Source organism: Arthrobacter sp. 10L424, from assembly GCF_056395325.1.
In genome coordinates, this window is the sequence record NZ_JBFTJH010000002.1 from 199,912 (window position 1) to 225,436 (window position 25,525).

At 68.4% G+C, this 25,525-nt stretch carries 21 protein-coding genes; 9 read left to right on the forward strand and 12 right to left on the reverse strand.

The genetic code is table 11. From position 1 onward, the window contains the following. The first annotated feature begins 176 nt into the window (after positions 1 to 176). From AC1DC5_RS04110 to AC1DC5_RS04125, 4 genes are all read left to right on the forward strand, one after another. Positions 177 to 494, forward strand: coding sequence for an SHOCT domain-containing protein (locus tag AC1DC5_RS04110; protein WP_476864291.1), 318 nt, complete (start codon positions 177 to 179; stop codon positions 492 to 494). Beyond that, complete coding sequence (locus tag AC1DC5_RS04115) at positions 494 to 1,972, forward strand: multicopper oxidase family protein (RefSeq protein WP_476864292.1); 1,479 nt, start codon at positions 494 to 496, stop codon at positions 1,970 to 1,972. The genes AC1DC5_RS04110 and AC1DC5_RS04115 overlap by 1 nt, the downstream gene beginning before the upstream one ends. Before the next feature lie 85 nt (positions 1,973 to 2,057). Next, on the forward strand, positions 2,058 to 4,187 hold the full coding sequence (locus AC1DC5_RS04120; RefSeq protein ID WP_476864293.1) for a heavy metal translocating P-type ATPase: 2,130 nt from the start codon (positions 2,058 to 2,060) through the stop codon (positions 4,185 to 4,187). A 16-nt stretch (positions 4,188 to 4,203) separates the two neighbouring features. Continuing rightward, positions 4,204 to 4,839 (forward strand): class I SAM-dependent methyltransferase, encoded by a 636-nt coding sequence (locus AC1DC5_RS04125; protein ID WP_476864294.1) that lies wholly within the window; start codon positions 4,204 to 4,206, stop codon positions 4,837 to 4,839. 226 nt (positions 4,840 to 5,065) lie between these two features. Here AC1DC5_RS04125 and AC1DC5_RS04130 read toward each other — a convergent pair whose 3' ends face one another. Together AC1DC5_RS04130 and AC1DC5_RS04135 are read right to left on the reverse strand one after the other, a co-directional pair. Next, a complete protein-coding gene (locus AC1DC5_RS04130; protein WP_476864295.1) occupies positions 5,066 to 6,268 on the reverse strand; it encodes a fatty acid desaturase family protein in 1,203 nt (400 codons plus the stop codon). 14 nt (positions 6,269 to 6,282) lie between these two features. Further along, positions 6,283 to 7,353: a ferredoxin reductase gene (locus AC1DC5_RS04135; RefSeq protein WP_441406056.1), complete on the reverse strand. Its 1,071-nt coding sequence runs from the start codon at positions 7,351 to 7,353 to the stop codon at positions 6,283 to 6,285. 100 nt (positions 7,354 to 7,453) lie between these two features. Here AC1DC5_RS04135 and AC1DC5_RS04140 point away from each other — a divergent pair, with 100 nt between their 5' ends. Continuing rightward, the gene (locus AC1DC5_RS04140; RefSeq protein WP_476864296.1) at positions 7,454 to 8,656 is read left to right on the forward strand and encodes a PucR family transcriptional regulator; all 1,203 of its coding nucleotides are present in this window, start codon (positions 7,454 to 7,456) and stop codon (positions 8,654 to 8,656) included. Between the two features lie 178 nt (positions 8,657 to 8,834). On the opposite strand, the gene AC1DC5_RS04145 is transcribed toward AC1DC5_RS04140, so the two are convergent. Then, complete coding sequence (locus tag AC1DC5_RS04145) at positions 8,835 to 10,190, reverse strand: protein kinase domain-containing protein (RefSeq protein ID WP_476864297.1); 1,356 nt, start codon at positions 10,188 to 10,190, stop codon at positions 8,835 to 8,837. Positions 10,191 to 10,391: 201 nt separating this feature from the next. Then, positions 10,392 to 12,005, reverse strand: a complete 1,614-nt coding sequence (locus tag AC1DC5_RS04150) for a peptide chain release factor 3 (RefSeq protein ID WP_476864298.1) — start codon at positions 12,003 to 12,005, stop codon at positions 10,392 to 10,394. Between the two features lie 439 nt (positions 12,006 to 12,444). Here AC1DC5_RS04150 and disA point away from each other — a divergent pair, with 439 nt between their 5' ends. Continuing rightward, on the forward strand, positions 12,445 to 13,521 hold the full coding sequence (disA, locus tag AC1DC5_RS04155; protein ID WP_441406060.1) for a DNA integrity scanning diadenylate cyclase DisA: 1,077 nt from the start codon (positions 12,445 to 12,447) through the stop codon (positions 13,519 to 13,521). Between the two features lie 31 nt (positions 13,522 to 13,552). Here disA and AC1DC5_RS04160 read toward each other — a convergent pair whose 3' ends face one another. Then, positions 13,553 to 14,314 carry a hypothetical protein gene (locus tag AC1DC5_RS04160; RefSeq protein ID WP_476864299.1) on the reverse strand — a complete coding sequence of 254 codons (762 nt, stop codon included), beginning with the start codon at positions 14,312 to 14,314 and terminating at the stop codon, positions 13,553 to 13,555. A gap of 249 nt (positions 14,315 to 14,563) precedes the next feature. On the opposite strand from AC1DC5_RS04160, the gene AC1DC5_RS04165 reads away from it, so the two are divergent. The 3 genes from AC1DC5_RS04165 to AC1DC5_RS04175 all read left to right on the forward strand — a co-directional run bounded on the left by AC1DC5_RS04165 (position 14,564) and on the right by AC1DC5_RS04175 (position 16,683). After that, positions 14,564 to 15,400: an HhH-GPD family protein gene (locus AC1DC5_RS04165; protein ID WP_476864473.1), complete on the forward strand. Its 837-nt coding sequence runs from the start codon at positions 14,564 to 14,566 to the stop codon at positions 15,398 to 15,400. A 68-nt stretch (positions 15,401 to 15,468) separates the two neighbouring features. Beyond that, positions 15,469 to 15,966: a hypothetical protein gene (locus AC1DC5_RS04170; protein ID WP_476864300.1), complete on the forward strand. Its 498-nt coding sequence runs from the start codon at positions 15,469 to 15,471 to the stop codon at positions 15,964 to 15,966. 24 nt (positions 15,967 to 15,990) lie between these two features. Beyond that, positions 15,991 to 16,683 (forward strand): hypothetical protein, encoded by a 693-nt coding sequence (locus tag AC1DC5_RS04175; RefSeq protein ID WP_476864301.1) that lies wholly within the window; start codon positions 15,991 to 15,993, stop codon positions 16,681 to 16,683. Between the two features lie 10 nt (positions 16,684 to 16,693). On the opposite strand, the gene dhaM is transcribed toward AC1DC5_RS04175, so the two are convergent. From dhaM to AC1DC5_RS04210, 7 genes are all read right to left on the reverse strand, one after another. After that, a complete protein-coding gene (dhaM, locus tag AC1DC5_RS04180; RefSeq protein WP_476864302.1) occupies positions 16,694 to 17,368 on the reverse strand; it encodes a dihydroxyacetone kinase phosphoryl donor subunit DhaM in 675 nt (224 codons plus the stop codon). After that, positions 17,365 to 17,991, reverse strand: a complete 627-nt coding sequence (gene dhaL / locus AC1DC5_RS04185; protein ID WP_476864303.1) for a dihydroxyacetone kinase subunit DhaL — start codon at positions 17,989 to 17,991, stop codon at positions 17,365 to 17,367. The genes dhaM and dhaL overlap by 4 nt, the downstream gene beginning before the upstream one ends. Positions 17,992 to 17,993: 2 nt before the next feature. Next, entirely contained in the window at positions 17,994 to 18,995 is a 1,002-nt protein-coding gene (gene dhaK, locus AC1DC5_RS04190) for a dihydroxyacetone kinase subunit DhaK (RefSeq protein ID WP_441406066.1), read from the reverse strand. A gap of 145 nt (positions 18,996 to 19,140) precedes the next feature. Continuing rightward, entirely contained in the window at positions 19,141 to 19,410 is a 270-nt protein-coding gene (locus AC1DC5_RS04195; RefSeq protein WP_441406067.1) for a hypothetical protein, read from the reverse strand. A gap of 233 nt (positions 19,411 to 19,643) precedes the next feature. Next, positions 19,644 to 20,153 (reverse strand): amino-acid N-acetyltransferase, encoded by a 510-nt coding sequence (locus tag AC1DC5_RS04200; RefSeq protein WP_441406068.1) that lies wholly within the window; start codon positions 20,151 to 20,153, stop codon positions 19,644 to 19,646. Between the two features lie 550 nt (positions 20,154 to 20,703). Beyond that, a complete protein-coding gene (locus AC1DC5_RS04205; RefSeq protein WP_476864304.1) occupies positions 20,704 to 22,827 on the reverse strand; it encodes a S9 family peptidase in 2,124 nt (707 codons plus the stop codon). Between the two features lie 139 nt (positions 22,828 to 22,966). After that, a complete protein-coding gene (locus AC1DC5_RS04210; protein ID WP_441406070.1) occupies positions 22,967 to 25,459 on the reverse strand; it encodes an ATP-dependent Clp protease ATP-binding subunit in 2,493 nt (830 codons plus the stop codon). Between the last annotated feature and the right edge of the window lie 66 nt (positions 25,460 to 25,525).

Below are 25,525 nucleotides of genomic sequence, written 5' to 3' on the forward strand. Positions count from 1 at the left end.
CGGACATCCGCGGCTTTCCGCGCGCCTCGGTGCGCAAAGCCGGGAAACTCGCCGGGTAACTGGGAACGAACGTCGGCCGGCGTCCCGGATGGCGACTTATGACCCTATCCCCCGCCGGGTATCCGGAAGACCATTGCCTAAAGGGACTAAACGGTCACGGGCGAAGGGAACTGGCCATGATGGGACGCAATTGGGACGGCTTGGGCCTGATGTGGCTCTGGGGTCTGCTGCTGCTGGTCGGGATCGCGGTGCTGGTGCTGCTTGCGGTCCGGCTGTTCACCGGCGGAACCAGCCGCGGAGGCCCCGCCCAACCGGGAGGGACCGGCCCCTACGGCGCCCCGCCCTACGGCCCGCAGGGGACTCCCCCGGGCGGCCCCGGCATTCCGGGCGGCAAGAGCCGGGCCCGCCTGATCCTGGATGAGCGCTTCGCGCGGGGCGAGCTCACCGCGGAACAATACCGCGAGAACTTGAAAGTGCTCGGCGAGGAGCCGTAGTGCGGCCGATCAGCCGCCGCGATGCCCTTCTCCTGGGCGGCCTGGGCACGGCGGCAACGGTGGCAGGCGGCGCGGGGCTGTGGTGGTCCCTGGCTTCCACGCAGCAGCCGACCGGCGGCACGCTTCCCGCGGAAGATTCCGGGCTGCACGGCCCCCCGGAACTCCGCAGCGCGGACGGCAGGCTGGCGCTCACCCTTGAGGCCGCCCCCGGGCAGGTGGTACTCGGCGGCCGCCGGGCGGGAGCCTTCTGCTACAACGGCACCGTCCCGGGGCCCACGCTCCGCCTGCGGCCGGGCGACGAGCTCGCCATCCGCCTCGTGAACAGCCTCGACGGGCCGACGAACCTGCACGTCCATGGCCTGCACGTGTCGCCCCAGGCCAACGGCGACAACGTGTTCGTGGCGGTCAGGCCCGGAGAGGGTTTCGACTACAGCTACCGGCTGCCACCGGACCACCCGCCGGGCGTGTACTGGTACCACCCGCACCACCACGGCACAGTTGCGGGGCAGATCTTCGCGGGGCTTTTTGGGGCCATCATCGTTGAGGATCCGGAGGACATCCCCGTGAGCAGGGAACGGGTTCTGGTCGTCTCGGACACCACCCTGGACGGTGCCGGGAACATCGCCACGGTGTCGCCGATGGAACGCATGGGGGGCCGGGAAGGTGAACTGCTCCTGCTCAACGGTCAAAGCACTCCGCTCCTGACCGCCCGCCCCGGCGAACGGGAGAGGTGGCGGATCGTCAACGCCTGTGTTGCCCGCTTTGTCCGGCTCCGGCTGGACGGCCAGCAGCTGCAGTTGCTGGGCCTGGACTCGGGACGGTCCCCCGATCCGGAGACCGTCAGCGAACTCCTGCTGGCGCCGGGCAACCGTGCGGACCTGCTGATGACGGCCGCCGCCGGCGAATCGGTCCTGCTGGCCCTCCCCTACAACCGTGGTGGGATGCCGGGAATGATGGGGCAGGGACGGCTCCCCGCCAGAGGCACGGGCGCCTTGGCGGTCGTCCGGGTGGACGGCGAACCCGGGGCACCGCCCGGCGCCGTTACTGCCAGGCGGGCCCAGGAGGACCTCCGCTCCGCACCTGTGGCCGCCCGCCGGCAGCTGCTCCTCGCCATGGGCGGCGGCCCGGGAGGCATGGGCGGTGGCATGGGAGGCATGCGGTTCACCATCAACGGCCGTGAATACAGCGAGGCCCGCACGGACACGGTCGTGGCGGCCGGGTCGGTCGAGGAATGGACGCTGATCAACACCAGCCCCATGGACCATCCCTTCCATCTGCATGTGTGGCCGATGCAGGTCATCGAGGACAACGGCCGGGTAGTGGAATCCGTGGACCTGCGGGACGTCGTGAACGTGCGGGCGAACGGGCGCGCCACGGTCAGGATCTCGTTCCGCGACTTCAGCGGCCGCTCTGCGTACCACTGCCACGTCCTGGACCACGAGGACCTGGGCATGATGGGCGTGATCGAGGTCCGCTGACCGGCGGAACCTCTTGCCAGACATACCCCCCAGGGGTATGGTGGGCTGATCCTGAACAAACGATGAATCTCCCTGGGAGCGCATCATGGAACACCGGCACGGCAGCCACACGCCGGACGGCCAGCAACTGGCCTCCGCGCCGGCAGGACACGGCGGGCATCAGCCGCACGGCATGCCCGACGCCGGCCCGGCCCGCCAGATGGACGACGAGCACCTCGTTCACAGCCACGGCCAGCACGCCGGGCACAGTGTGGCAATGTTCAGGCACAGGTTCTGGCTGACCCTGGCCCTGGCCGTCCCGGTGGTCTTCTTCAGCCCCATGTTCGGGGATCTGCTCGGCTACGAACCTCCCGTCTTCCCCGGCTCAGCCTGGATTCCTCCCGTGCTGGGAACCGTCATTTTCTTCTACGGCGGCCAGCCCTTCCTCAAGGGCGGCCTCAATGAGGTGAAAACCCGGAAACCGGGAATGATGCTGCTGATCGCCATGGCCATCACGGTGGCGTTCACCGCCTCGTGGGCGACCACACTGGGGATCGGCGGATTCGCTCTCGACTTCTGGTGGGAGCTGGCACTCCTTGTCGACATCATGCTCCTGGGGCACTGGCTCGAAATGCGCGCCCTCGGCTCGGCCCGGGGCGCCCTGGATGCCCTCGCGGCGCTGCTCCCGGACGAGGCCGAGCGCATCACCGGTTCCGGAACGGAGACGGTGAGCGTGGCCGAGCTCCGGAGCGGCGACACCATCCTGGTCCGCTCCGGAGGCCGGATGCCGGCGGACGGAACCGTGACCCAGGGGCGGGCCGAATTCGACGAGTCCATGATCACGGGCGAGTCCAAGACCGTCCTGCGCGCCCCCGGCGATCCGGTGGTGGCGGGGACCATCGCCACGGACAACAGCCTCCGGGTTCAGGTAACAGCTACCGGCGAGGACACCGCCCTGGCCGGGATCCAGCGGCTCGTGGCCGAAGCGCAGGCCTCCTCCTCGCGGGCGCAGGCCCTCGCCGACCGCGCCGCCGCCTTCCTGTTCTACTTCGCCGCCGGCGCCGGCGTTCTCACGTTTATCGCCTGGACGCTGCTGGGCAGTGTGCCCGACGCCGTGGAGCGCACCGTGACGGTGTTGGTGATCGCCTGCCCGCACGCCCTGGGCCTGGCCATCCCGCTGGTCATCGCGATTTCCACGGAGCGGGCGGCCCGGGCCGGTGTGCTGATCAAGGACCGGATGGCGCTCGAGCGGATGCGGACGGTCGACGTCGTGCTGTTCGACAAGACGGGGACCCTGACCAAGGGCCAGCCGGAACTTAAGGGCGTTGCCGTCGCCGAAGGGACCGACGGCGACGGGCTGCTCGCGCTGGCTGCCGCGGCGGAGTCGGACAGCGAGCACCCGGTGGCCCGCGCCATTGTGGCCGCCGCCCGCGGGCGCGGTCTGCCGGTCCCGGGAGCGAGCGATTTCACCTCCCTGACCGGCCGCGGCGTCCGTGCCACGGTCGGCGGCCGGACCGTCCGGGTGGGCGGTCCGGCACTGCTCCGGGAGCTCGGGACGGCGGAACCGCCGGAGCTGGCCTCCGTCACGGCCGACTGGCGGGAGCGCGGCGCCGCGGTGCTCCATGTGGTGGACCGTGGCGCCGTGATTGGCGCCGTGAGCCTTGAGGACGCGGTCCGGCCGGAATCCCGCCAGGCCGTCGCGGCCCTGCAGCGCCGCGGCATCAAGGTTGCCATGATCACCGGCGATGCCCGGCAGGTAGCCCGGGCCGTGGCCGCCGAACTGAAGATCGACGAGGTCTTTGCCGAGGTCCTCCCCGCGGACAAGGACAAGAAAGTGGCCGAACTCCAGGCCCGCGGCCTCAGGGTGGCGATGGTGGGGGACGGGGTCAACGACTCCCCCGCCCTGGCCCGGGCCGAGGTGGGAATCGCGATCGGCGGCGGAACCGACGTCGCGGTGGAGTCCGCCGGTGTGGTCCTTGCCGGGAACGACCCCCGGGCTGTGCTGTCCATGGTGGACCTGTCCCGGGCAAGCTACCGGAAAATGTGGCAGAACCTCGTGTGGGCCACGGGCTACAACATCATCGCCGTGCCGCTGGCCGCCGGCGTCCTGGCCTTCGCCGGGATCGTCCTCTCCCCCGCCGCCGGCGCCGTGCTGATGTCCGCCTCCACGATCGTGGTGGCCCTCAACGCCCAGCTGCTGCGGGGCCTCAAACTCAACCCGGCCGACGCCGGCTGACCGGAAGGAAACACCCGTGCCTGAGAGCAGTCCGCGCGAGTCATCATTCGGGAGATCCTATGCGCGGGTAGGCCCGCGGATGGACGCCCGCGGGGCGGCGGACCACCGACGGCGGCTCGTGGCAGCGGCGCACGGCGTCGTCGTCGAAATCGGGGCGGGTTACGGTGCGACGTTTCCGTTCTACCCGGCCGCTGTGACGGGCGTGCTGGCCATCGAACCGGACCCCTTGCTCCGGGAGCTGGCCCGGGCCGCTGCCGGCCGGGCGCGGGTGCCTGTCACCGTGGAAGACGGCGTGGCTGAATCACTGCCGGCGGCGGACACCTCAGTCGACGTCGTAGTCTCCAGCCTGGTGCTGTGCAGCGTGGCGGACCAGTCCGTCGTCCTGGCGGAAATGGCCCGGGTCCTGCGGCCGGGCGGCCTGCTGCTGTTCTATGAACATGTCCGCTCGGCCCACCCGGTGCTGGCGGCCGCCGAGGACCTGCTCACCCCTCTATGGAGCCGGATGGCAGGCGGATGCCACCCCAACCGCGACACCCCGGCCGCGATCGCCGGGGCCGGCTTCACGGTGCAGGACCTGGAGCGGTTCGGCTTTTCGGTCCTCCCCGGCAACCCGCGGCTGGCCCACGTTCTGGGACTTGCCAGCAAACCCTGAGCGCCGCCCCCGCTGTGACGCCTCCGCGCGACGTTCCTCCCCGGCTACCTCGGCCCACCGGTTTTCTGCGGCCCGGATTTCCGGGGTTTTCCGCTGCCGTCGGGACCGCCCACGGCAGGTAACTGGGCAGGAGCGTCGGCTAACGCACGACGCCACGCGAAAGGGGCGCCTGCCGCGATGGCAGACGCCCCTTGCGTCAATCATTCCAACCTTGTGGGCCCGGTGCTTAGGCCTTTTTGGGCGGCAGTGCCAGCTTGAAGACCTTGGCCCAGGTGGAGCCGACCTGCTTCCAGATGGGTCCCGTGGTGTAGGGCAGGCCGTAGCGCCGGCAGATTTCCTGCACCTTCGGTGCCACCTCGGCGTAGCGGTTGGACGGAATGTCCGGGAAGAGGTGGTGCTCGATCTGGTGCGAGAGGTTGCCGGTCATCAGGTGCATGAACTTGGAGCCGGAGATGTTGGCGGAGCCGATCATCTGCCGGACGTACCAGTCGCCGCGGGTCTCGCCTTCGACCATTTCCTCGGTGAAGGTGTCCGTGCCCTCGGGGAAGTGTCCGCAGAAGATCACCGCGTGGGCCCACACATTGCGGACCGCGTTGGCCGTCAGGGTGCCGTAGAGCGCCTGCTTGCCGGAGCCGGTCAGCATGGCGACGGCGGGCGTGGCGGCGTAGTCCTTGGTGAACTGTGTGAGGGCCTTGCGGCCGAGGGCCTTGAGGTCCTTGGTGAGGGCTTCCTTGGACTTGTTGCCCTCCTTGTAGTCGTTCAGCTCGAGATCGTAGATCGCGATGCCCCATTCGAAGACCGGGGCCAGCAGGGCGTTATAGACCGGGTTGCCCAGGTTGAACGGCTTCCATTCCTGCTCCGCGTCCATCCGCAGGAGGTTGTATCCGACGTCGTTGTCCTTGCCGACGACGTTGGTCCAGCGGTGGTGCAGATCGTTGTGGGTGTGCTGCCAGGAGCGTGCCGGGGTCACGAAGTCCCACTCCCAGGTGGTGGAGTGGATGTCCGGGTCCCGCATCCAGTCCCACTGGCCGTGCAGGATGTTGTGTCCAAGCTCCATGTTTTCCAGGATCTTCGCCAGGCTGAGCAGCGTGGTCCCGGCAACCCAGGCGGCCTTGTGCTTGCTGACCAGAAGCGTGGCGCGGCCGGAAATCTCCAGGCCGCGCTGGATCTTGATCATGCGGCGGATGTAGGCGGCGTCAGATGCTCCGCGCTTGGCAAGGATGTCGTCCTTGATGGCGTCGAGTTCGCGGCCCAGTTCGGCGACCTGCTCGTCGGAGAGGTGCGCTGCGGCGGGCGGCCGGACGGTGGGGCTGCCGGTCTCGGCCAGGGCGCCGCGCCGCGTTTTCACGGCAGCAGGCGCCTTGGCAGAGTCGTCAGCGCCTTGGGGAGCGTCCTCGGAAACGTCGGGCTTGTCGGAAACAATCGTCATGCTGTGGGTACTCCTCAGAGGTCGAGGTTAACGGGTCCGGCGGCTGCCGAAACGCACGTCTGGATTAGTTGGCCGGGCTCGCCATGGACTTCGTCCGTGCGCAGGTCACGGACCTGGCCGGCCCGGAGGGGGATAAGGCAGCTGTGGCAGATGCCCATGCGGCAGCCGCTGGGCATCAGGACGCCGGCGTCCTCGCCGACGTCGAGCAGCGGCGTGTCGCCGTCGGCTTCGACTTCGCGGTCCGACGCCTCGAACGTGACCAGCCCGCCGTCGTGCCCTTCGCCGCCGGCGAGCTTGGTGCTGAAGCGCTCGATGGTGAGGGTGGCGTCCGAAGGTTCGGCGGTGGCGGTCTCCGCTTCCCAGAGCGCCTCGGCGTCGTCCAGGAAACTTTCGGGGCCGCACGCGTAGGCGGCGCGCTGGCGCCAGTCCGGGCAGAGCTGCTCGAGCCCGGCCATGGAGCTGAAGTCGAGCCGGCCGCGTTCGCCGGTGAACCAGTGAATGACGCGGAAGTTGGGGAACTGGTCCGCCAGTTCGGCCAGTTCCTCGCGGAAGATGGCGTCCGCCGGGGTCCGGGCTGTGTGGATGAGGACGACGTCGGAGTCCGGGCGGTGCGGCACGAGGGTGCGGATCATGGACATGACCGGGGTGATGCCGCTGCCGGCGGTGAGCATCAGCAGGGGCCGCGGGTGTTCGGGGAGGACGAAGTCGCCCTGCGGCGGGGCCAGGAAGAGCACGTCGCCGGGCTTGGTGTTGCGCACGAGGGTCCCGGAGACGGCACCCATGTCGCTGACAGTGATGGCCGGGTCTTTGCCTGCGGGGGCGCTGAGCGAGTACGACCGCCAGTGGCGGACGCCGTCGAGCTCGACGCCAATACGGGCCCACTGGCCGGCAAGGTGCGCTTGCCAGCCGCGGCCGGGACGGAAGAAAATGGTGGCGGAATCGGCCGTTTCTGGAACCACCCGGGTGACCACGCCGCGCAATTGGCGGGCAGAAAACACAGGGTTGAACAGCGACAGAATGTCTTCTGGAGCTAGTGGGGTGGTCAGTAGAGATGCGGCGCGCGCCAGCTTACGGAGCCGGATCATTTATCAATCTTATGTCAGACGGGGTCATAGTTCTTCACCCAAGGCATACGATCGACCAGAAGAAACTATCGCCTCGCAACAACATACTGGAATCAGCCTCATGAACACTTCCCCCACCGGCACTCCCGGCTCCCCCGCCTACGACCCCCCGTGGCTGGCCCTGCCGCGCGAGGTCAGCGATGTGCTCCGGCCGATGATGCCGGGCATCGTCGAGGCCATCATCGACGCCGTGCCGCAGCTCGTGCCGGCCTACGCCCGGCCGATCGAGGGCCGCTTCGGGCGCGGGCTCCGCCGCGGCGTGGCGGCCGCCCTGGACCGCTTCCTGCAGCTGCCGGGGACCAGGCTGCCCGCCCTGTCCGAGGAGAGCAGGCAACTCGTGGCGGGGCTGGGGAGCGGCGAGTTCCGGCAGGGCCGGAGCATGGACGCGCTGCTGAGCGCCTACCGGATGGGGGCCCGCGTGACCTTCCGCGAGATGTCCCGGGTGTCCGTGGAGCACCACCTCGGCCAGACCGTGGTGGTGGACCTGGGCGAATCGATCCTGGCCTACATTGACGAACTGTCCGCGGTCAGCGCCGAGGCGTACGCCTTCGAACAGTCCGAGCGGGCCGGCGCGGTGGACCGCCGGCGCACCGAACTGCTGGACCTGCTGCTGCTGGGGCAGGCCGATGAGGCGGCCCTGCGCCAGACAGCTGCGATGGCGGACTGGTCGCTGCCGCAGCGGATGGTGGTGGTGACCCTGCCGGTGGACCGGTCCGCGGGGCTGCGGCTCCGGCTGGGGCCGGGAACGCTGGTCATCGAACGGGAGACCGACGCCGTCGCCCTGGTTCCGGCGCGGAAGTCCAAATCCGCGCGGGCGGACCTGGAGAAGGCGCTCCGGGGCCGCGGCGCAGCCGTGGGGCCCGCGGGCGGCTGGGAGAAGGTCCCCGATTCCCTCCGGCTGGCAGTGCTCGCAGCCTCGGTCCTGCCGCCCCGCGACGGCCCGGAGGACCTGCCGATCTGGGCCGACGAGCATCTGGCCGAGGTGATCCTCGGCGCGGAACCCTCCGCCATCGCGGAACTGGCCAACCGCCGCCTGGCACCGCTGGAAGGGCTCCGCCCGGCCCAGCGCGAGCGGCTCGCGGAGACGCTGCTGTCCTGGCTGCGGCACTGGGGCCAGCGCGCCCCGGTGGCGGCAGAGCTCGGCATCCACCCGCAGACCGTCGGCTACCGGGCGGCGCAGCTGCGCGAGCTGTTCGGCGACACCCTGGAGGACCCGAAGGCACGGTTCGAACTGGAGCTGGCGCTCCACGCCGGCAGGCGTTGAACAGCGCAGGCGTTGAACAGCGGAAGCGTTGAACAGCGCAGGCGTTGAACAGCGGAAGCGTTGAACAGCGCAGGCGTTGAACAGCGGAAGCGTTGAACAGCGCAGGCGTTGAACAGCGCAGGCGTTAGCGGACGCCGCCCGCCGTCGAGTCCGGCGTCGAGTCCGCCGTCGAATCCGTCTAGCTGAGGATCGCTTCCCGGCTATGCAGCCGCTGCTCCAGGTCGTGCATAACGATCGCGGCCAGATCCTCCAGTGCCCGGACGTCGTCGGCGCTGAACTCCCGCGGCTCCCGGTCCAGGATGCAGAAGGTGCCCAGGTTGTAGCCGTCCGGCGTGCGCAGCGGGACGCCGGCGTAGAACTGCAGCCCGAAGTCGCCTGCCACCAGCGGATTCGCGAGGGTGCGGGGATCCGTCACGGCATCTTCAACAACCCAGGCGTCATCCTGAAGAATTGCTGAGGCGCACAGCCCCGGGTCGCGGCCGATCTCCGTGACCTCGGTGCCGTGGTGGGCCTTGAACCAGATCCGGTCATGATCAACGACGCTGACGATCGCCACCGGTACGGAGAACATCCGTGCCGCGAGTCCCACTACCCGGTCGAAGGTGCCGTCCGCGGGGGTGTCGAGGATCCGGTAGCGTTCCACCGCCCGCATCCGGTCTTCCTCGTCGGTTGCACCGGGGGCATCCAGGCGGTGGCGTGCCGCGCTGTTGATGACTTCCTGACGCAGGGCCAGCGAAACTTCCCGGGCCTGCGGGCGCTCTGCCGGGTTCCGGGCGAGCATGGAGGAAAGCAGCGCAACCCACATGGGGTCGAGCTCCTCGGGAATCTGCGGATCGCGCAGCAGCCGCGCGACGGCCGACTGGACAGGCGCCCCGGGGTAGGCCATCTTCCCGGTCAGCCCTTCGAGCAGCACCAGCCCGAGGGAATACACATCGCTGAGCGGCCCGGCGGGTTCGCTGGCGGCCTGCTCCGGGCTCAGATACGCGGGCGTGCCGGAGGTTCCGCCGTCGTCGTGCACCCGGCCGTTCCCCGTTTTGGTGGCAACGCCGAAGTCGCTGAGCTTGGCCCTCGGACGCCTGTCGTCGTTGTTGTAGTCCACCAGCAGGATATTGGCCGGCTTTACGTCGCGGTGCACAATGCCGTGATAGTGAATATAGGCGAGCCCGTCCGCCAGGTCGTGGCCGATCAGCGCCATGTGGGCCGCGGACAGCGGCCCCTGGGCGGCGCGGTGGCGGAGGTCCGGCCCCCGGACCAGTTCCATCACCAGGTAAGTGAGGCGCGCCTCCGGGTCGCTCAGGTCGGCGCCGGCGTCGAACAGCGTCACGAGGGCGTGGTGGCTCAGGCCGGCGAGAATACGGATCTCCTGCCCCTGCCGGCGGGTGTGTTCAAGATCGTCCGCGTCATCACGGAAGAGCTTGATGGCCACCTCGCGCTGCAGGAGTTCGTCATGGGCGCGGTACACGGTGGACTGGCTTCCCCTGCCGATGAGGCATTCGATCCGGTAGCGCCCGCTCAGCAGGAATCCTGGTTCCATGCCGAGTTTTCTGTTGTAGTCAGTCAAAGAGGGTTCGTTATCCCTTGGAGGCAGGGCCCGCCGACGAGGTCGCGGGATCAGTTCAAAGCCGCAAACCGTACGGCGCCCGCAAAGTAGCAAGGTTACTTATGGTACCGCGGAAACGGGATTCAGGAAGACCCGGGCGGGAGCTGTCTCCCGCCGGTCCCGGGGTGCCGGCCGCTACTTCGCGGGGTTGTGCGTGCCGATCGGCAGCAGGGTCAGGTCCGGGTGGTTCTTCTCGATCCGGCGCAGGGCCCACACGTCATTGAACAGGGCGAGGTATTCGCCGTCGGAGCGCAGCAGCACCTCGGCGCCGGGCACGGTGGCCAGCGCCTCCATGGCATCCGCCGTCGAAATCCGGGCAATGGAGTACGGCAGGCGTTCCAGCCGCATCGGCGCGCTGAAATCGTGCGCCATGCGGTCCTCCACCACCTCGAACTGCATGGGGCCGACGGCGGCCAGCACCGGCGCCTGATCGCCGCGGATGTCCGAGCGGAGCACCTGGATGACGCCCTCGTGTTCCAGCTGCTCGATGCCGCGGCGGAACTGCTTGAAGCGGCTGGGGTCCTTGGAGCGCGCCACCTGGAAGTGCTCCGGGGCGAACAGCGGGATGGCGGGGAACTCCACCGGCTGCTCAAGGAAGAGGCTGTCGCCCACCCGCAGCGAGGAGGCGTTCACCAGGCCCACGACGTCGCCGGGGAAGGCTTCGTCGATGACCTCGCGTTCACGGCCGAAGACCTGCTGGGCATATTTGGTGGCGAAGGACTTCCCGGTCCGGCCCTGGGTCACCACCATGCCGCGTTCGAAGATGCCGGAGCAGACCCGGATGAAGGCGACGTGGTCGCGGTGTGCCTTGTTCATGCCGGCCTGGACCTTGAAGACGAAGCCGGCGAAGGGCGCGTCGACGGGCCGCGGGGCGCCGTCGACGTCGGGCCGCGGGGCGGCCGGCGGGGCGAAGTCCACGAGGGCGTCGAGGATCTCCTTGACGCCGAAGTTCAAGGCCGCGGAGCTGAAGAGGATCGGGGTGGCCTTGCCGGCGTGGAAGGCTTCGATATCGAAATCGAGGTTGGATTCGATGACCAGCCCTGCCTCATCGACGGCGTTGGACCAGTCATCGCCCTGGCTCGCCGCTGCCTCGTCCGGGGTGAAGTATTCGGTGAGGGCGATGTTGGCGCCGGCGTTGTTGCGCTTGAACTGGGCGAAGCGGTCGTTGCGAAGGTCCCAGACACCGCGGAAGTCACCGGAGATGCCCACGGCCCAGGTCAGCGGCATGGGCTGGAGGCCGGTGCGCTCGGTGATCTCGTCCATGAGGGCGAGGGCATCCAGGCCCGGCCGGTCCCACTTGTTGATGACGGTGATGATGGGCAGGTTGCGCTGCTTGCAGACTTCGAAGAGCTTCATGGTCTGGGTTTCCAGGCCCTTGGCGGCGTCCACGAGCATCACGGCGCAGTCGACGGCGGCGAGCACCCGGTAGGTGTCCTCGGAGAAGTCCGCGTGACCGGGGGTGTCCAGCAGGTTGATGACGGTGTCCCGGTAGGCGAACTGCAGGGCCGCGGAGCTGATGGAGATGCCGCGGTCCTTTTCCATCTGCATCCAGTCCGAGACAGTTTCCTTGCGGTTGGCCTTGCCGCTGGAGGCGCCGGCGGTGCCGATCACCTTCGCGTGCAGTGCGAGCGCCTCGGTCAGCGTGGACTTGCCGGCGTCGGGGTGTGAAATGACCGCGAAAGTCCGACGCCGGGCCGCCTGCTTGTGAATCTCCTGGACTCGGGCGGGGCTAAGGACTTCTTGAGACACGATGCTACTTTCGCTGCGGCTTTGAATGGTTGCGGTCCCGGGCCTGCGGGAATCCGGCTCGCCCGGCGGGAGCGCGGGCTGTCCGGGAGTTCTGCGGAACTGCTGGATGTAGGTGGGGAGCGGCGCCGGGCAGACGGTGCACCCCAAGGCTCCAAGTTTATCGCAGCCCGTGCCGCCGCCGCGAAGTGGCCCCGGCACGGGAGCATCGGGGGTCAAAAGTGCGGTCCGGGATAGGGGTCCGGACAAGCGTTCCGAAGGCGTTCCGGCGGACATCTTTTTGGACCACTTTGGGGCTTGTCCGTGCGGAAGTTGGCCCGCTTTACCTCTACTATGGTGAGAGCGGGGAACCGAGTACTTTTGATCCTGCCGGCCACATTGGAAAAACAGTGGAACCCGGCGCACCTGCGGACCGAGGTCCGCACCTTTGAAGGGAATATCTATGGCTCGGAGCCCTGAAGATTCACTCAAGGCGACGCTGGGCCGAGTGGCACCGGGCACCGCCCTCCGTGACGGCCTCGAACGCATCCTCCGCGGGCGGACCGGCGCCCTGATCGTGCTCGGCATCGACAGGACCATCGAATCCATCTGTTCCGGCGGCTTCGACATCGGCATCGACTTCTCCCCCACCCGTCTGCGGGAACTGGCCAAAATGGACGGTGCCATCATCTGCGACAAGGATGCCAGCAACATCCTGCGCGCGGCCGTCCAGCTGGTGCCCGACTCCAGCATCGAGACCCAGGAATCCGGCACCCGGCACCGGACCGCCGAGCGCGTGGCCATCCAGACGGGCGTCCCGGTGATCTCGGTCAGCCAGTCCATGCAGATCATCGCCCTCTACGTGAACGGGCTCCGCCACGTCCTGGAGGGCTCGGAGAAGGTCCTGGCCCGCGCCAACCAGGCCCTGGCGACGCTGGAACGCTACCGTTCGCGCCTGGACCAGGTGACCAGTTCCCTGTCGGCCCTGGAAATCGAGGCCATGGTGACGGTCCGCGACGTTGCCGTGACCCTGCAGCGCCAGGAGATGGTCCGCCGGATTTCCGAGGAGATCTCCCAGTACGTGCTGGAACTTGGCGAGGACGGCCGGCTGCTCTCACTCCAGCTGGACGAACTGACCGTCGGCCGCGGCCCCGGCAGTGACGTGATCATCCGTGACTATTCGGGCCCGGATGCTTCCGCCGAGGACATCGACCTCGCTGTGAAGTCGCTCGTGAACCTGGGGCCCACCGAGCTGATCGATCTGGGCAAGATCGCCGGGATCGTGGGCTTCGCCGGCGGCGAGGCCAACCTCGACGCCGTCGTCCAGCCGCGCGGCTACCGGCTGCTGTCCGGGCTTAAGGCTGTGCCGAAGGCCGTCGCCGACCGCCTGGTGGACCACTTCGGCGGCCTGCAGTTCCTGATGGCGGCCACGATCGATGACCTCATGACTGTGGACGGCATCGGCGACCAGCGCGCCCGGACGGTCCGCGAGGGCCTGAGCCGGATGGCCGAGGCCAGCCTGCTGGACCGCTTCCTCTGATTCAGGCCGGCCAACCCCCGCCGGCTGGGGGTTAGTTGAGCTGGAACACGGCCTTGGGGCTGGTCTTGCCCGCCAGCCGTGCGGTGAAGACGTAGTACGCGCCGCCCGCTCCCGGTTTGGCCTCGATGACCTTGCAGCCCTCGAGCGAGCGGTTGCGCCCCCAGGGGAAGTTGGCGGTCTCGCTTTGCCCCGGCGCGATGGTCTTCACGAGGTCGGTGGCGTCCGCCTGGCAGTCTGTGGATGAAAAGATCCGGTCCGAACCGCTGGTCACGAGGAATTCCATCTGCGAAGTCCCGATATTGATCTCGCACGGCACCCGGTTGTTGTTCGTTACCTTGAGCGTGAGCAACGGGTTCTCGCCGTCCGCGTAGGCCGGCTTGTCCGTGGCGGCCGTGACTGTCACGAGATTCTGCTCGCAGCCGTCCCCCTCCGGAGTAGCAGCAGGTGAGGGTGTGCTCTCCGGCCCGGCGGCCGGTCCCGTTTCCTGGCCCGACGGCGCCGGTCCTCCACCCGGGGAAGACTGCCCGCCGGAGGAAGACTGCCCTGCGTTGAGGACGCTGGAAACGGCGGCGAACCCGCCGATGGCGACGGCGATCACCAGCAGCAGCGCGGCGCCCACGAACAGCCGGCGGCGGCGGTAGACGGGGCTGGCAGGCTTCCGCCCCGGCCTCCGGGCCTGGTTGCGGGCCGGCCCCTGAGCCCGTTTCCGGGCAGGCTTGCGCGCCGCGGTTGCTCCGCTGCCGGAAGCCCTCGGCCGGGAACCCTGCGGTCCTGAATTGTCTTGCCTGCCCATCCTTCTAGGCTAGAGAACCGCGCCGGGTATGGCGCCCTCCCACGCCGCGGGCGGAGTGTGGCCCTCATCTATTACGCTGAATCCATCAAAGCTCTTGCCGATTCCCCCGCTGCCCCTGCTGCTGCCGCCCGCCCGGAAGATACTCCCGGGGGCCTCCCGCTGCCCGCCATTCACGACGCCCTCGCCGAATGGTTCGAGGCGAACGCCCGTGACCTGCCGTGGCGGGCTGCTGACTGCACACCCTGGGGCGTGCTGGTCAGCGAAATCATGCTGCAGCAGACCCCGGTGGTGCGCGTGCTGCCGGTCTGGGAGGAATGGCTGCGGCGCTGGCCGGAACCTGCCGACCTGGCCCGGGAGCCTGCCGGCGAAGCGGTCCGGGCCTGGGGACGGCTGGGATATCCGCGGCGCGCTCTGCGGCTGCACGCGGCCGCCGTCGCCATCGGCGCCAACCACGGCGGCAAGGTCCCCGGCACCTACCCGGACCTGCTGGAGCTGCCCGGCGTGGGGAGCTACACCGCGGCGGCCGTCGCCGCCTTCGCCTTCGGGCGCCGCGAAACCGTGGTGGACACCAATATCCGCCGCGTCCATGCGCGGCTGTTTTCCGGCGCGGCCCTGCCGGCACAGGCACTGACCGCCGCTGAGATGCGGCTCGCCGCGCAGTCGCTGCCGGACGACGTCGGCTCCTCCGTCCGCTGGAACGCCTCCGTTATGGAACTCGGGGCGCTGGTGTGCACTGCGCGGTCACCGAAGTGCCGGGAATGCCCGGTCAGCGGCTCGTGCGCCTGGCTGGCGGCCGGGGAGCCGCCGCCGACGTACACGCCGAAGGGGCAATCGTGGCACGGAACCGACCGCCAGGTGCGGGGCGCCGTGATGGCAGTGCTCCGCGTGGCCGATTCGCCCGTGGCCCCGGAGTTGTTCCACCAGGCCCCGGCGGACCTTGGTTTCGAACCGGAGGGGATCGGAATTCCGCTGGCCGCCCTGCACCGGCTCAACTCCGCCCCGGAGCAGCTGGAGCGCGCCTTGGCCGGGCTCCTGGGCGACGGGCTGGCAGAGCTGCATCCTTCCGGCCTCCAGCTTCCCGCCTGATACCGGTCCCACCGGGGCGGTCGCACGGCGCCCCTAGCTGGACGGACGTCCCGGAACTACCCTGAAACATGCGCACGTTCGCGGCAGTGGCGGGTCTGGGTTGCGCGGCACTCCTGGTCACCGGGTGCCAGCCCGGGACGGCGTGCCCCGCGATCGCCCAGGCTCCGGTGGTTGCCCTGACCGTGGCGCGGGAGTACGCCGGGTCGGTCGGGACGCTCCGGCTCAAAGCCTGCCAGGACGGCCGCTGCTCGGAGGCGGAACTCGAACTCCGCCCGGGCAGCACCCCGGTCGATCAGGGCTGTGAACCGGGACCCTACGACGGCGACCGGCCCTGTTCCGCAACCGCCTCCCCCGACGGCACCCTGGTGGGAACACTACTGCTCGAGCCGCTGACGGATTCCCCCGTCGAGGCCACTTCCAGCGGCACCGGCCCCGACGGCCTGCCGCTGCCTGTGCGCACGGTGACGTTCACACCGCGCGCCGCCTACCCCTACGGCGCGCAGTGCGGCCGGTTCATTTCAGCCGGAGTGCTGCTGGATGCGGAAGGCCTCCAGCAGGCCGGCTAACCCATGCGGTGAAAGGAGTGCAACGTGAACTCGTCAAACATCAGCCACTGGATCCGGGCGGGTCTATGGGCGCTGCCGGTCTCGGCGCTCGTCACTGCCTGGGCCACGCTGGAGCCACAGCCGGACCAGGAGAAGGACCCGGATGCCTGGGCCCGGTTCGTCAGTTCCGGCTCTTACCAGGTCGGCCACATCTTCGGCGGCACGGGCGGCACCATCCTCGCGATCTTTGGTGTCTTCGCCCTCGGCTGCTACCTGGCGAACAGCCGGGTCGGGCGCCTGGCGCTGGCCGCGATGGTCATCGCCGTCGCGGGTACGGCGTTGCTGCTGGTGCCGGCCGCAATTTCGACCTTTGCCACGCCGGCCATCGGAAAGGCCTACCTGGCCGGACACCACGACGTGATGCAGCTGGAGTTCCCGTGGCAAATGACAGGGGCGTTCATGCTTGGCCTCGTGCTCGCATTCCTCGGCAACGTGCTGCTGGGGGTCGCGGCGTGGCGTTCCCACATGCTCCCCCGCTGGACCGGGGCGCTCTGGGTGGCCGGGGCCGTCATGTTCTATGTCCTGGGGGTCGTTCTGGGCCAGGCGACGACGGGCAGCAGCCTGCCGACGCAGCCGGCAGGGGCGTTACTTATGGCAATCGGCGGCGGGTGGATCGCGTGGAGCGGATCCCGGGACACCGCGCCGGCGGCGGATCTGACCGCGGCCGATACGGCGTGAGATCCGGCCGCTAGGGTTCCCCGAACCCTGCCGTGATCAGTCCGCGCAGATAGTCCACGGCTTTGGCGGCATCGGGGCCGCTGGCCTCAACGTGCAGCACCGTCCCCTTCGCCGCCCCGAGCATCATGAGTTCCGTCATCGACGCGCCGTCGGCGCCGTTGATGGTCACCTCGGCGTCCAGGCCGGACAGCCCGCCGGAGATCTTCGCCGCGGGACGGGCGTGCATGCCGGCCTGGTTGACCAGTTCAAAGTCCCCTGTCGCCTCCGGCGCCCGGTGCTCGTGGGGGTGCTGCGGCGCGGCCGGCGGCCGGTAGACCGCCTCCGCGGCTTCCTTCACGCCGGCGGCGTCTGCTCCGGCCTGGGCGGCCACGGCGGCGGCGACGAGCCCCTCGATGAGAGGCGCATCGGCCAGGAGCACGGACGAAGGATCCGCCACGAACTCCAGTGCGGACTCGGCTGTCATCACCGCCGAACCCAGATCCGTCAGGACGACAGTGCCGTCGCTGTTGGCGTCCGCCGCCTGTTCCAGCGCCGCCATGACCCGCTCGAGGCTGGTGCCGATCCGACCGTCGTCGGTACCGCCGGCGGGAAGGATCAGGACGTCGGGCGCCATCTGGGCGGCAAGCTCGACGGCGCCGTCGGCGATCTTTTCGCTGTGGGAGACGACGACGAGCTTGACCGTCATTCGGCCGCCCCTACGGCGGCGCGCAGGATCAGGGCGCTGGAGACGGCGCCCGGATCCCGGTGGCCGATGCTGCGCTCCCCCAGGTAGCTGGCGCGACCCTTGCGGGCGAGCATCGGGTCGGTGGATACGGCCCCGGCCTCGGCTGCCTCCGCGGCGGCCGCCAAAACCCGGCGCACGTCGCTGTCGCCGGCGGCGGCAGCGGCGGCGTCGACCGCCGGGGTCCAGGCGTCAACCATCGTCTTGTCGCCTGATTCGGCCTTTCCGCGGGCCACGATCCCGTCCCTGGCGGCCTGGAAGGCGGCGGCGAGCGTGCCGGCGTCGATGTCGGTCGCCTCGCCCAGTGCCGTGGCTGCCCGGAGGAAGGCCGTGCCGTACAGCGGGCCGGCGGCCCCGCCCACCTTGGACATCAGGGTCATGGCGGTCAGCTTCAGGGCCGCCCCTGCCGTTTCCGGGGGCGTCTCGGCAATCTTGACCATCACCGCTTTGAAGCCGCGGTCCATGTTCTCGCCGTGGTCAGAATCGCCGATCGGCCTGTCCAGCTCGATGAGTTCTTCCCGGTGGTCCGCCATGGCCTGGGCTGAAAGGGTCAGCCACCGCACAGCCCAGGTGACGTCCAGCCCCACGGTCAGACGCCCCAGCGGAGGGCCGGGGTGTGGACGGGCGCATCCCAGAGCGCCGTCATCTCGTCATCGAGGCGCAGGACGGAAATGGAGCAGCCCTGCATTTCGAGGGCGGTGATGTAGTTCCCGACCAGCGAGCGCGCCACGGTGATGCCCTGCTCTGCCAGCTGCTGCGCGGCACGGCGGTAGACAATGTAGAGCTCGCTCTGCGGGGTGCCGCCCATGCCGTTGACGAACAGGAGCACTTTGTCTCCGGAGGTGAGCCCGAGGTCGCTGACCACCGGCTCCAGCAGGCGGTCGGTGATCCCGTCGGCGTTCTCCATCGCGATGCGGTGCCGGCCGGGTTCACCGTGGATGCCGATGCCGATCTCGATTTCGTTTTCTTCCAGCACGAAGCTTGGCGCCCCCGCGTGCGGGACGGTGCAGGCGGTCAGCGCGACGCCCATGCTGCGGACGTTCTGGTTGACCCGGTCTCCGACGGCGGCGACGGCGTCAAGGTTGTCTCCGCGCTCGGCGGCGGCACCGGCGATTTTTTCCACCAGGACGGTCCCGCCCACCCCGCGCCGCCCGGCGGTGTACAGCGAGTCTTCCACCGCGACGTCGTCGTTGACCAGCACGGTGCGGACGTCCACACCTTCGGCCTGGGCCAGCTCGGCAGCCGTCTCAAAGTTGAGGACGTCGCCGGTGTAGTTCTTTACGATGTGCACGACGCCGGCGCCTGAGTTGACGGCGAGGGTGGCCGGGAGGATCTGGTCGGGTGTGGGTGAGGTGAAAACAGCTCCCGGCACCGCGGCGTCGAGCATTCCCATCCCGACGTAGCCGCCGTGCAGGGGCTCGTGCCCGCTGCCGCCGCCGGAGACGAGCCCGACTTTTCCTGCCACCGGCGCGTCTTTGCGCACGATGTACTTGGGGTCCGCAAAGACGGTCACGAGGTCGGCATGGGCAAGCCCGAAGCCCTCCACTGACTCGTCAACCACGGCGCGGGGATCATTGATGAGCTTCTTCATGGCTGTGCTCCCTGGATGGTGTCCTGGCTGCTTGCTTGAACCCTACTACCGGGGCCTATGCGAGCGGTAGGCTCCGGTTTCACAACCTTTTACGCGGAACCGGGGTTCTTTCGGACGGCAGCCCGCCCCGGGATCCGCGGGTGCATCAGGTTGGTTTGTCCGCCCACAAGGGGAAGTTCGGCCAGGCGTCGCTGCCAAGCCAGGAGAAGGGCGGCGCATTGAGCCGCCCGCCGTTAATCTCCGGCGCCGGGTCTTCGTCGTCCCCGGCGCCCGGGTCCTCGGCGCGCCCCGGTGATGCCGCGTCCGCGATAGTCATTTGGAATGCTGAGAAATCAGGAAAAATCACGCGATCGTGCAATTTCTTGCCTCCGAAACTCGGGAAGTCCACCCCCTGGACCGGGATCAGTTTATCCATCAAATTTATTGATGGGAAGACCCGTGCTCCCCTTGCTGCGGCGACGCTTCCGCCCCCGCTGGGCCCTGGTTGCCGGGGCTCGTCGCCCGCGCTCGTCGCCCGCGCCGAGGTGAGACTTCACGCCGATGTCGGGGCCAGCCATGGGCGCGAACTCTCGCCTCGGCTATAGGCGGACGGGCTCCGGGCGGGACGGGGGCGTGTACGGCTCGGAACTGGCGCCGGTCACGCCGGAATTACAGGGTCTTGATCATTCTTGTGTTGCCCAGCGTATTCGGCTTCACCCGGGCAAGGTCCAGGAACTCGGCAACACCCTCATCATGGGAGCGCAGCAGTTCCGAGTACACCACGGGGTCGACGGCGGTCTGGTCGGCCATGACTTCGAAGCCGTGCTTCTTGAAGAAGTCCACCTCGAAGGTCAGGCAGAACACGCGGGAGACGCCCAGAGCCCGGGCGTCCTCCAGCAAGCGCTCCACGAGCAGATGGCCCACGCCCCTGCCCCGCCAGGCATCCGATGCCGCGAGGGTGCGCACCTCGGCGAGGTCCTCCCACATAACGTGCAGCGCCCCGCAGCCGATCACTTCGCCGTCAGAGGACTCGGCGATCCGGAACTCCTGCAGGCTTTCGTAATAGGCCACCGTTTCCTTGGCCATGAGGATCCGCTGATCGGCCAGGGGGGCCACGAGCGTCTTGATCGCCCCGACATCGCTGGTGCGGGCAAGGCGGATGCGGATTGGCTCAGTCACAGCCCAATCCTACTGGGGTCTCTTGTTTGCTCTTTCCTAGGTCTGTCAGCGCCTCGCCTTCGCAGCGGCCGGACAGCCATTTGCCGGCGCCTCGCTCGTGCCTCGCTTAGACGGCGCCTACACAAATGCCCGCTCCGTCCGCCGCTCGTGCTTGTGTCACCGCTCAGATGATAGGCGAACTATTCGCGTTCGGCTTGGGCGGCAACGTCGCCAATCCCGCGGAACGGAGGACCTCAAGGATGGCAACTGGCAGCGGAGAAAGATCAGAAATAGCGCGGATGAGTTAAGTTCTCCGGCGTCCAGGAAGGTGAGCCGCCCCTTTGGTGACCGCCCCTGGGAGGGGGTTATCTGAATTGCTTTTCTGGATCGGTGACTGACGCGCTAGGCGGAGGAGGGTGGGGCATTTATGTAGCGTGCGTCTAAGCGAGTGCCCCGCCGTCCGGGTTCCCTGGCCGAGCTTGCGAGGTCAGGGGGACGGCGGGGTGTACGAGCGAGCACGCGGTAAATGTCCCAGCCTCCGAGCCGAAGGCGAGAAGGAACGGCCTCCCGTCTAGAGACCCAGCTCAGCAGGCACCGGAAGGTCCTTGTCGAGCAGGTTCCTAGCGAGGAAGTGCTCCACTACGCCGTACCAGACCTTGGCGTGCTGCGGCTGCAGGATCCAGTGGTTTTCGTCGGGGAAATAGAGGAAGCGGTGTTCGGTTTCGCCGTTTTCGTCGGCCGCCAGCTGGGACTTGGAGAGGAGCTCGTACCAGAGGCGCAGGCCCTCGCCGATCGGCACGCGGTAGTCCTTGTCGCCGTGGATGACGAGCATAGGGGTGCTGATGTTCTCCACGTGCAGGTGCGGAGAGTTCTCCAACGCCATCTCGGCCGTCATTTCACGGAGCCAGTATTGCGCGGCGTCCGTGGTGGGGCCGAACTGGTCGAGGGCCCAGAGGCTGGCGTGGGTGACGATCGCCTTGAAGCGGTCGGTGTGGCCGGCCACCCAGTTGGCCATGTAGCCGCCGAAGGAACCGCCCATGGCCGCCGTGCGGGTCTCGTCGATGTCCGGCCGCTGCACGACGGCGTCGGTGATTGCCATCAGGTCGGTGAACGGAGCCTTGCCCCATTCGCCCCAGCCGCGCTGGATGTGGTGCTGGCCGTAGCCGGTGGAGAGTGCCGGGTCCGGCAGCAGCACGGCGTAGCCCCGGGCCACCAGCAGCCACGGATTCCAGCGCCAGGTCCAGGCGTTCCAGGAGCCCAGCGGGCCGCCGTGGATCCAGAGCAGCAGGGGTGCAGGGCTTCCGGCGGTGGCGCCTTCGGGGAGCGCCAGGTACGCCGGCACGCGGGTTCCGTCGGCCGCCGTCGTCTCGACGCGTTCCAGGGAGCCCTTGTAGTGCGGGCGCTCTGCGGGGGCAGGGAGACGGACGACGTCGCCGCCGACGAGGTCGATCCGCACCGCTTCCGCCGGGAATTCATAGGAGCTGCGCAGCGCGTAGGCGGTGCGCCCGTCGGGGGCGACCACGACGTCGGTGTACGCGGCCGTGTCGGCGGTCAGGCGGGTGACCTGGCCGGCTCCTCCGTCTCCGGTCACGCTGATCCGGAAGACGGGCGAGGCGCCGTCGTCGTCGGCGGTGGCGAGCAGGGCCGATCCGTCCGGCAGCCAGGCGGCCGGGCATGCCCAGCGGTCCCAGTCGTGGGCCAGCGGCCTCAGGGAGGTTTCGACCGCTGGCGCGCCGCCGGTCACGTCGAGCAGGTGCAGTTTGACCTGCGGGGCCTCTTCCGGCGTGGTGTCGCTCTCGCTGAGCACCACGAGCGTCCGGCTGTCGGGGCTGACCAGCCCGGGGAAGTAGCTCATTCCCTCGGTATCCAGCAGGACCTTGCGGGTGCCGGTGGCGACGTCGATCGCGACGAGGACGGACCGTGAATTCGCGCGGGCAAGCGGCTTGTTGAAGCTGCTGTAGATGGTCTTGCCGTCCGGGCTGACGACGGAATCGGCGTCGCGGAGTCCGCTCCCGGCGTCGGGGGTCAGGTTGCGGAGCTTGAGCGGCGCCGCGGCGTCAACCGTTGCCGGCTTGCCCGGCTCCGGTTCCGCGCCCGGTTCGACGGCGAAGAGCCTCGGCTGGGCGGGCCCCAGGTCGGCGTCCCAATAGCGCACGGGATAGCCGCTGTGCAGGATGGCGGCGACCTTGTTGTCCTTCCGCGCCTTGCGGCGCTCCTCGTCGCCGTCCTCGTCTGTGGATCCCGCGAGCACGGAGGCGTTGACGAACAGGGCGCCGGTGTCTTTCGCGGCCAGGAGTCCGCTGACGCCACCGGCCCGGGTGAGCACGACGCGGGCCTCGCCACCGTCCGCGGGCAGCATCCACAGGGCGTTCACGGGATCGGCCTCGGGGGTTTCCGGGTCGGGGCGGGCGGAGCTGAAGTACAGGTCACCGCTGGCGGCGAACACTGCACCAGCCTCGCCCTTGGCGCTGCGGGTGATCCGGCGGGCGTGCTTCTGCCCGTCCGGGTCCAGTTCCCAGAGTGCGGTGCCGTATTCGGTGCCCTTGGCGTTCAGGGTGGCCACCGTGGTGACCAGCCTGCTGCCGTCGGGGCTCAGCGCCAGGCCGCTTACCTTCGGGATGGCGAGGTAGTGGTCCAGGTCGTGGAACGGTGTTTCGGGTTTTTCGCTCAGGGTCTCTGAATCGTTGGAAGCCATGCACCGATTCAACACCCCCTGTGCGCTGGATCACATCAAGTTCACTAAGAGTGAAACGATACTTTCAGATTGGCGCGGCGGCATAACGCAAAGGCCCCGCCACTCCCTTGCGGGAATGACGGGGCCATGGCTTTAGGGCTTAGACGCTCGGAGCGATCTCCGGGATGCGCGGCTTCGTGTTGCCGGCGAAGGTGAACTTGGCGTCGTCGCCTTCGCCGTCCACATCCACTACAACAATGTCGCCGGCGTGGATTTCGCCGAAGAGGATCTTCTCGGAGAGCTGGTCCTCGATCTCGCGCTGGATGGTCCGGCGCAGCGGCCGGGCACCCATGGCGGGGTCGTAACCGCGGGTTGCCAGGAGCACCTTGGCCGCGGGCGTGAGCTCGATGCCCATGTCCTTGTCCTTGAGGCGCTTCTCCAGGCGGCCAACGAACATGTCCACGATCTCGATGATCTCGTCCTGGGTCAGCTGCGGGAAGACCACAACGTCGTCAACACGGTTCAGGAACTCGGGGCGGAAGTGCTGCTTGAGCTCCTCCGTGACGCGGGCCCGCATCCGGTTGTAGCCGGTCTGCGTGTCCGTGCCCGACTGGAAGCCGGTGGCAACGCTCTTGGAGATGTCCCGGGTGCCAAGGTTGGTGGTCATGATGATCACGGTGTTCTTGAAGTCCACCACGCGGCCCTGGGAGTCGGTCAGGCGGCCGTCTTCCAGGATCTGCAGCAGCGAGTTGAAGAGGTCGGCGTGCGCCTTCTCCACTTCGTCGAACAGGACCACGGAGAACGGACGACGGCGGACCTTTTCGGTCAGCTGTCCGCCTTCCTCGTAACCCACGTAGCCCGGAGGGGCACCGAAGAGGCGCGACACCGTGTGCTTCTCCGAGTACTCGGACATGTCCAGGGTGATCAGGGCATCCTCTTCGCCGAAGAGGAATTCGGCCAGGGCCTTGGCGAGTTCGGTCTTGCCGACGCCGGTGGGGCCGGCGAAGATGAACGAACCGCCCGGACGCTTGGGGTCCTTGAGGCCTGCACGGGTGCGGCGGATCGCCTGGGACAAGGACCGGATGGCCTCGTCCTGGCCGACGACGCGCTTGTGCAGTTCGTCTTCCATCTTCAGCAGACGCGAGGACTCTTCCTCGGTGAGCTTGAAGACCGGGATGCCGGTGGAATTGGCCAGCACCTCAGCGATGAGGTCCTCATCAACTTCGGAGATGTCGTCCATGCCGCCGGTCTTCCACTGGCGTTCCTTCTCGGCACGCTCGGCAATGAGCTTCTGCTCCTTGTCGCGCAGCGAGGCGGCGCCTTCGAAGTCCTGCGCGTCAATCGCGGATTCCTTCTCCAGCTTCATGGCGGCGATCTTCTCGTCCATGACCTTGAGTTCCGGCGGGGCCGTCATCCGGCGGATACGCAGCCGTGCACCGGCCTCATCGATCAGGTCAATCGCCTTGTCCGGCAGGAACCGGTCCGAGATGTAGCGCTCGGACAGGCTCGCCGCGGAGGCGAGGGCGCCGTCGGTGATGGTGACGCGGTGGTGCGCCTCGTACCGGTCACGGAGGCCCTTGAGGATCTCGATCGCGTGAGCGACAGAGGGCTCCTTGACCTGGATCGGCTGGAAACGGCGCTCCAGCGCGGCATCCTTCTCGATGTGCTTGCGGTACTCGTCCAGCGTGGTGGCACCGATGGTCTGGAGCTCGCCGCGGGCCAGCATGGGCTTCAGGATCGAAGCCGCGTCGATGGCGCCTTCGGCGGCACCGGCACCCACCAGGGTGTGGATTTCATCGATGAACAGGATGATGTCGCCGCGGGTGCGGATCTCCTTGAGGACTTTCTTGAGGCGCTCTTCGAAATCGCCGCGGTAGCGGGAACCGGCCACGAGGGACCCGAGGTCCAGCGTGTAGAGCTGCTTGTCCTTGATGGTTTCCGGAACGTCGCCGCGGACAATCGCCTGGGCGAGGCCTTCGACGACGGCGGTCTTGCCGACGCCGGGCTCACCGATCAGGACAGGGTTGTTCTTGGTGCGGCGGGAAAGGACCTGCATGACGCGTTCCATTTCCGATTCGCGCCCGATGACCGGGTCCAGCTTGTTCTCGCGGGCGGCCTGGGTCAGGTTGCGGCCGAACTGGTCCAGGACGACGGAACCGGCGGGAGTGCCTTCGGCCTGCCCTGGGCCGACGCCGGCACCGGTGGTTTCCTTGCCCTGGTAGCCCGAGAGCAGCTGGATGACCTGCTGCCGGACGCGGTTGAGGTCCGCACCGAGCTTGACCAGCACCTGGGCGGCAACGCCTTCGCCCTCGCGGATGAGGCCGAGCAGGATGTGCTCGGTGCCGATGTAGTTGTGTCCCAGTTGGAGGGCCTCGCGGAGCGAGAGTTCCAGGACCTTTTTGGCGCGCGGGGTGAAGGGGATGTGTCCGGATGGGGCCTGCTGGCCCTGCCCGATGATCTCCTGTACCTGCTCGCGGACGCCGTCGAGCGAAATGCTCAAGGACTCAAGGGCTTTGGCAGCAACACCTTCACCTTCATGGATCAGACCCAAGAGGATGTGTTCGGTACCAATGTAATTGTGGTTCAGCATGCGTGCCTCTTCTTGGGCAAGCACAACTACGCGACGGGCACGGTCCGTAAATCGCTCAAACATTTCGCCACACTCCTAGCTACGACGTACTTTGATGCTACGTGGCCGGGTTCAAGATTTGGGGCTTGT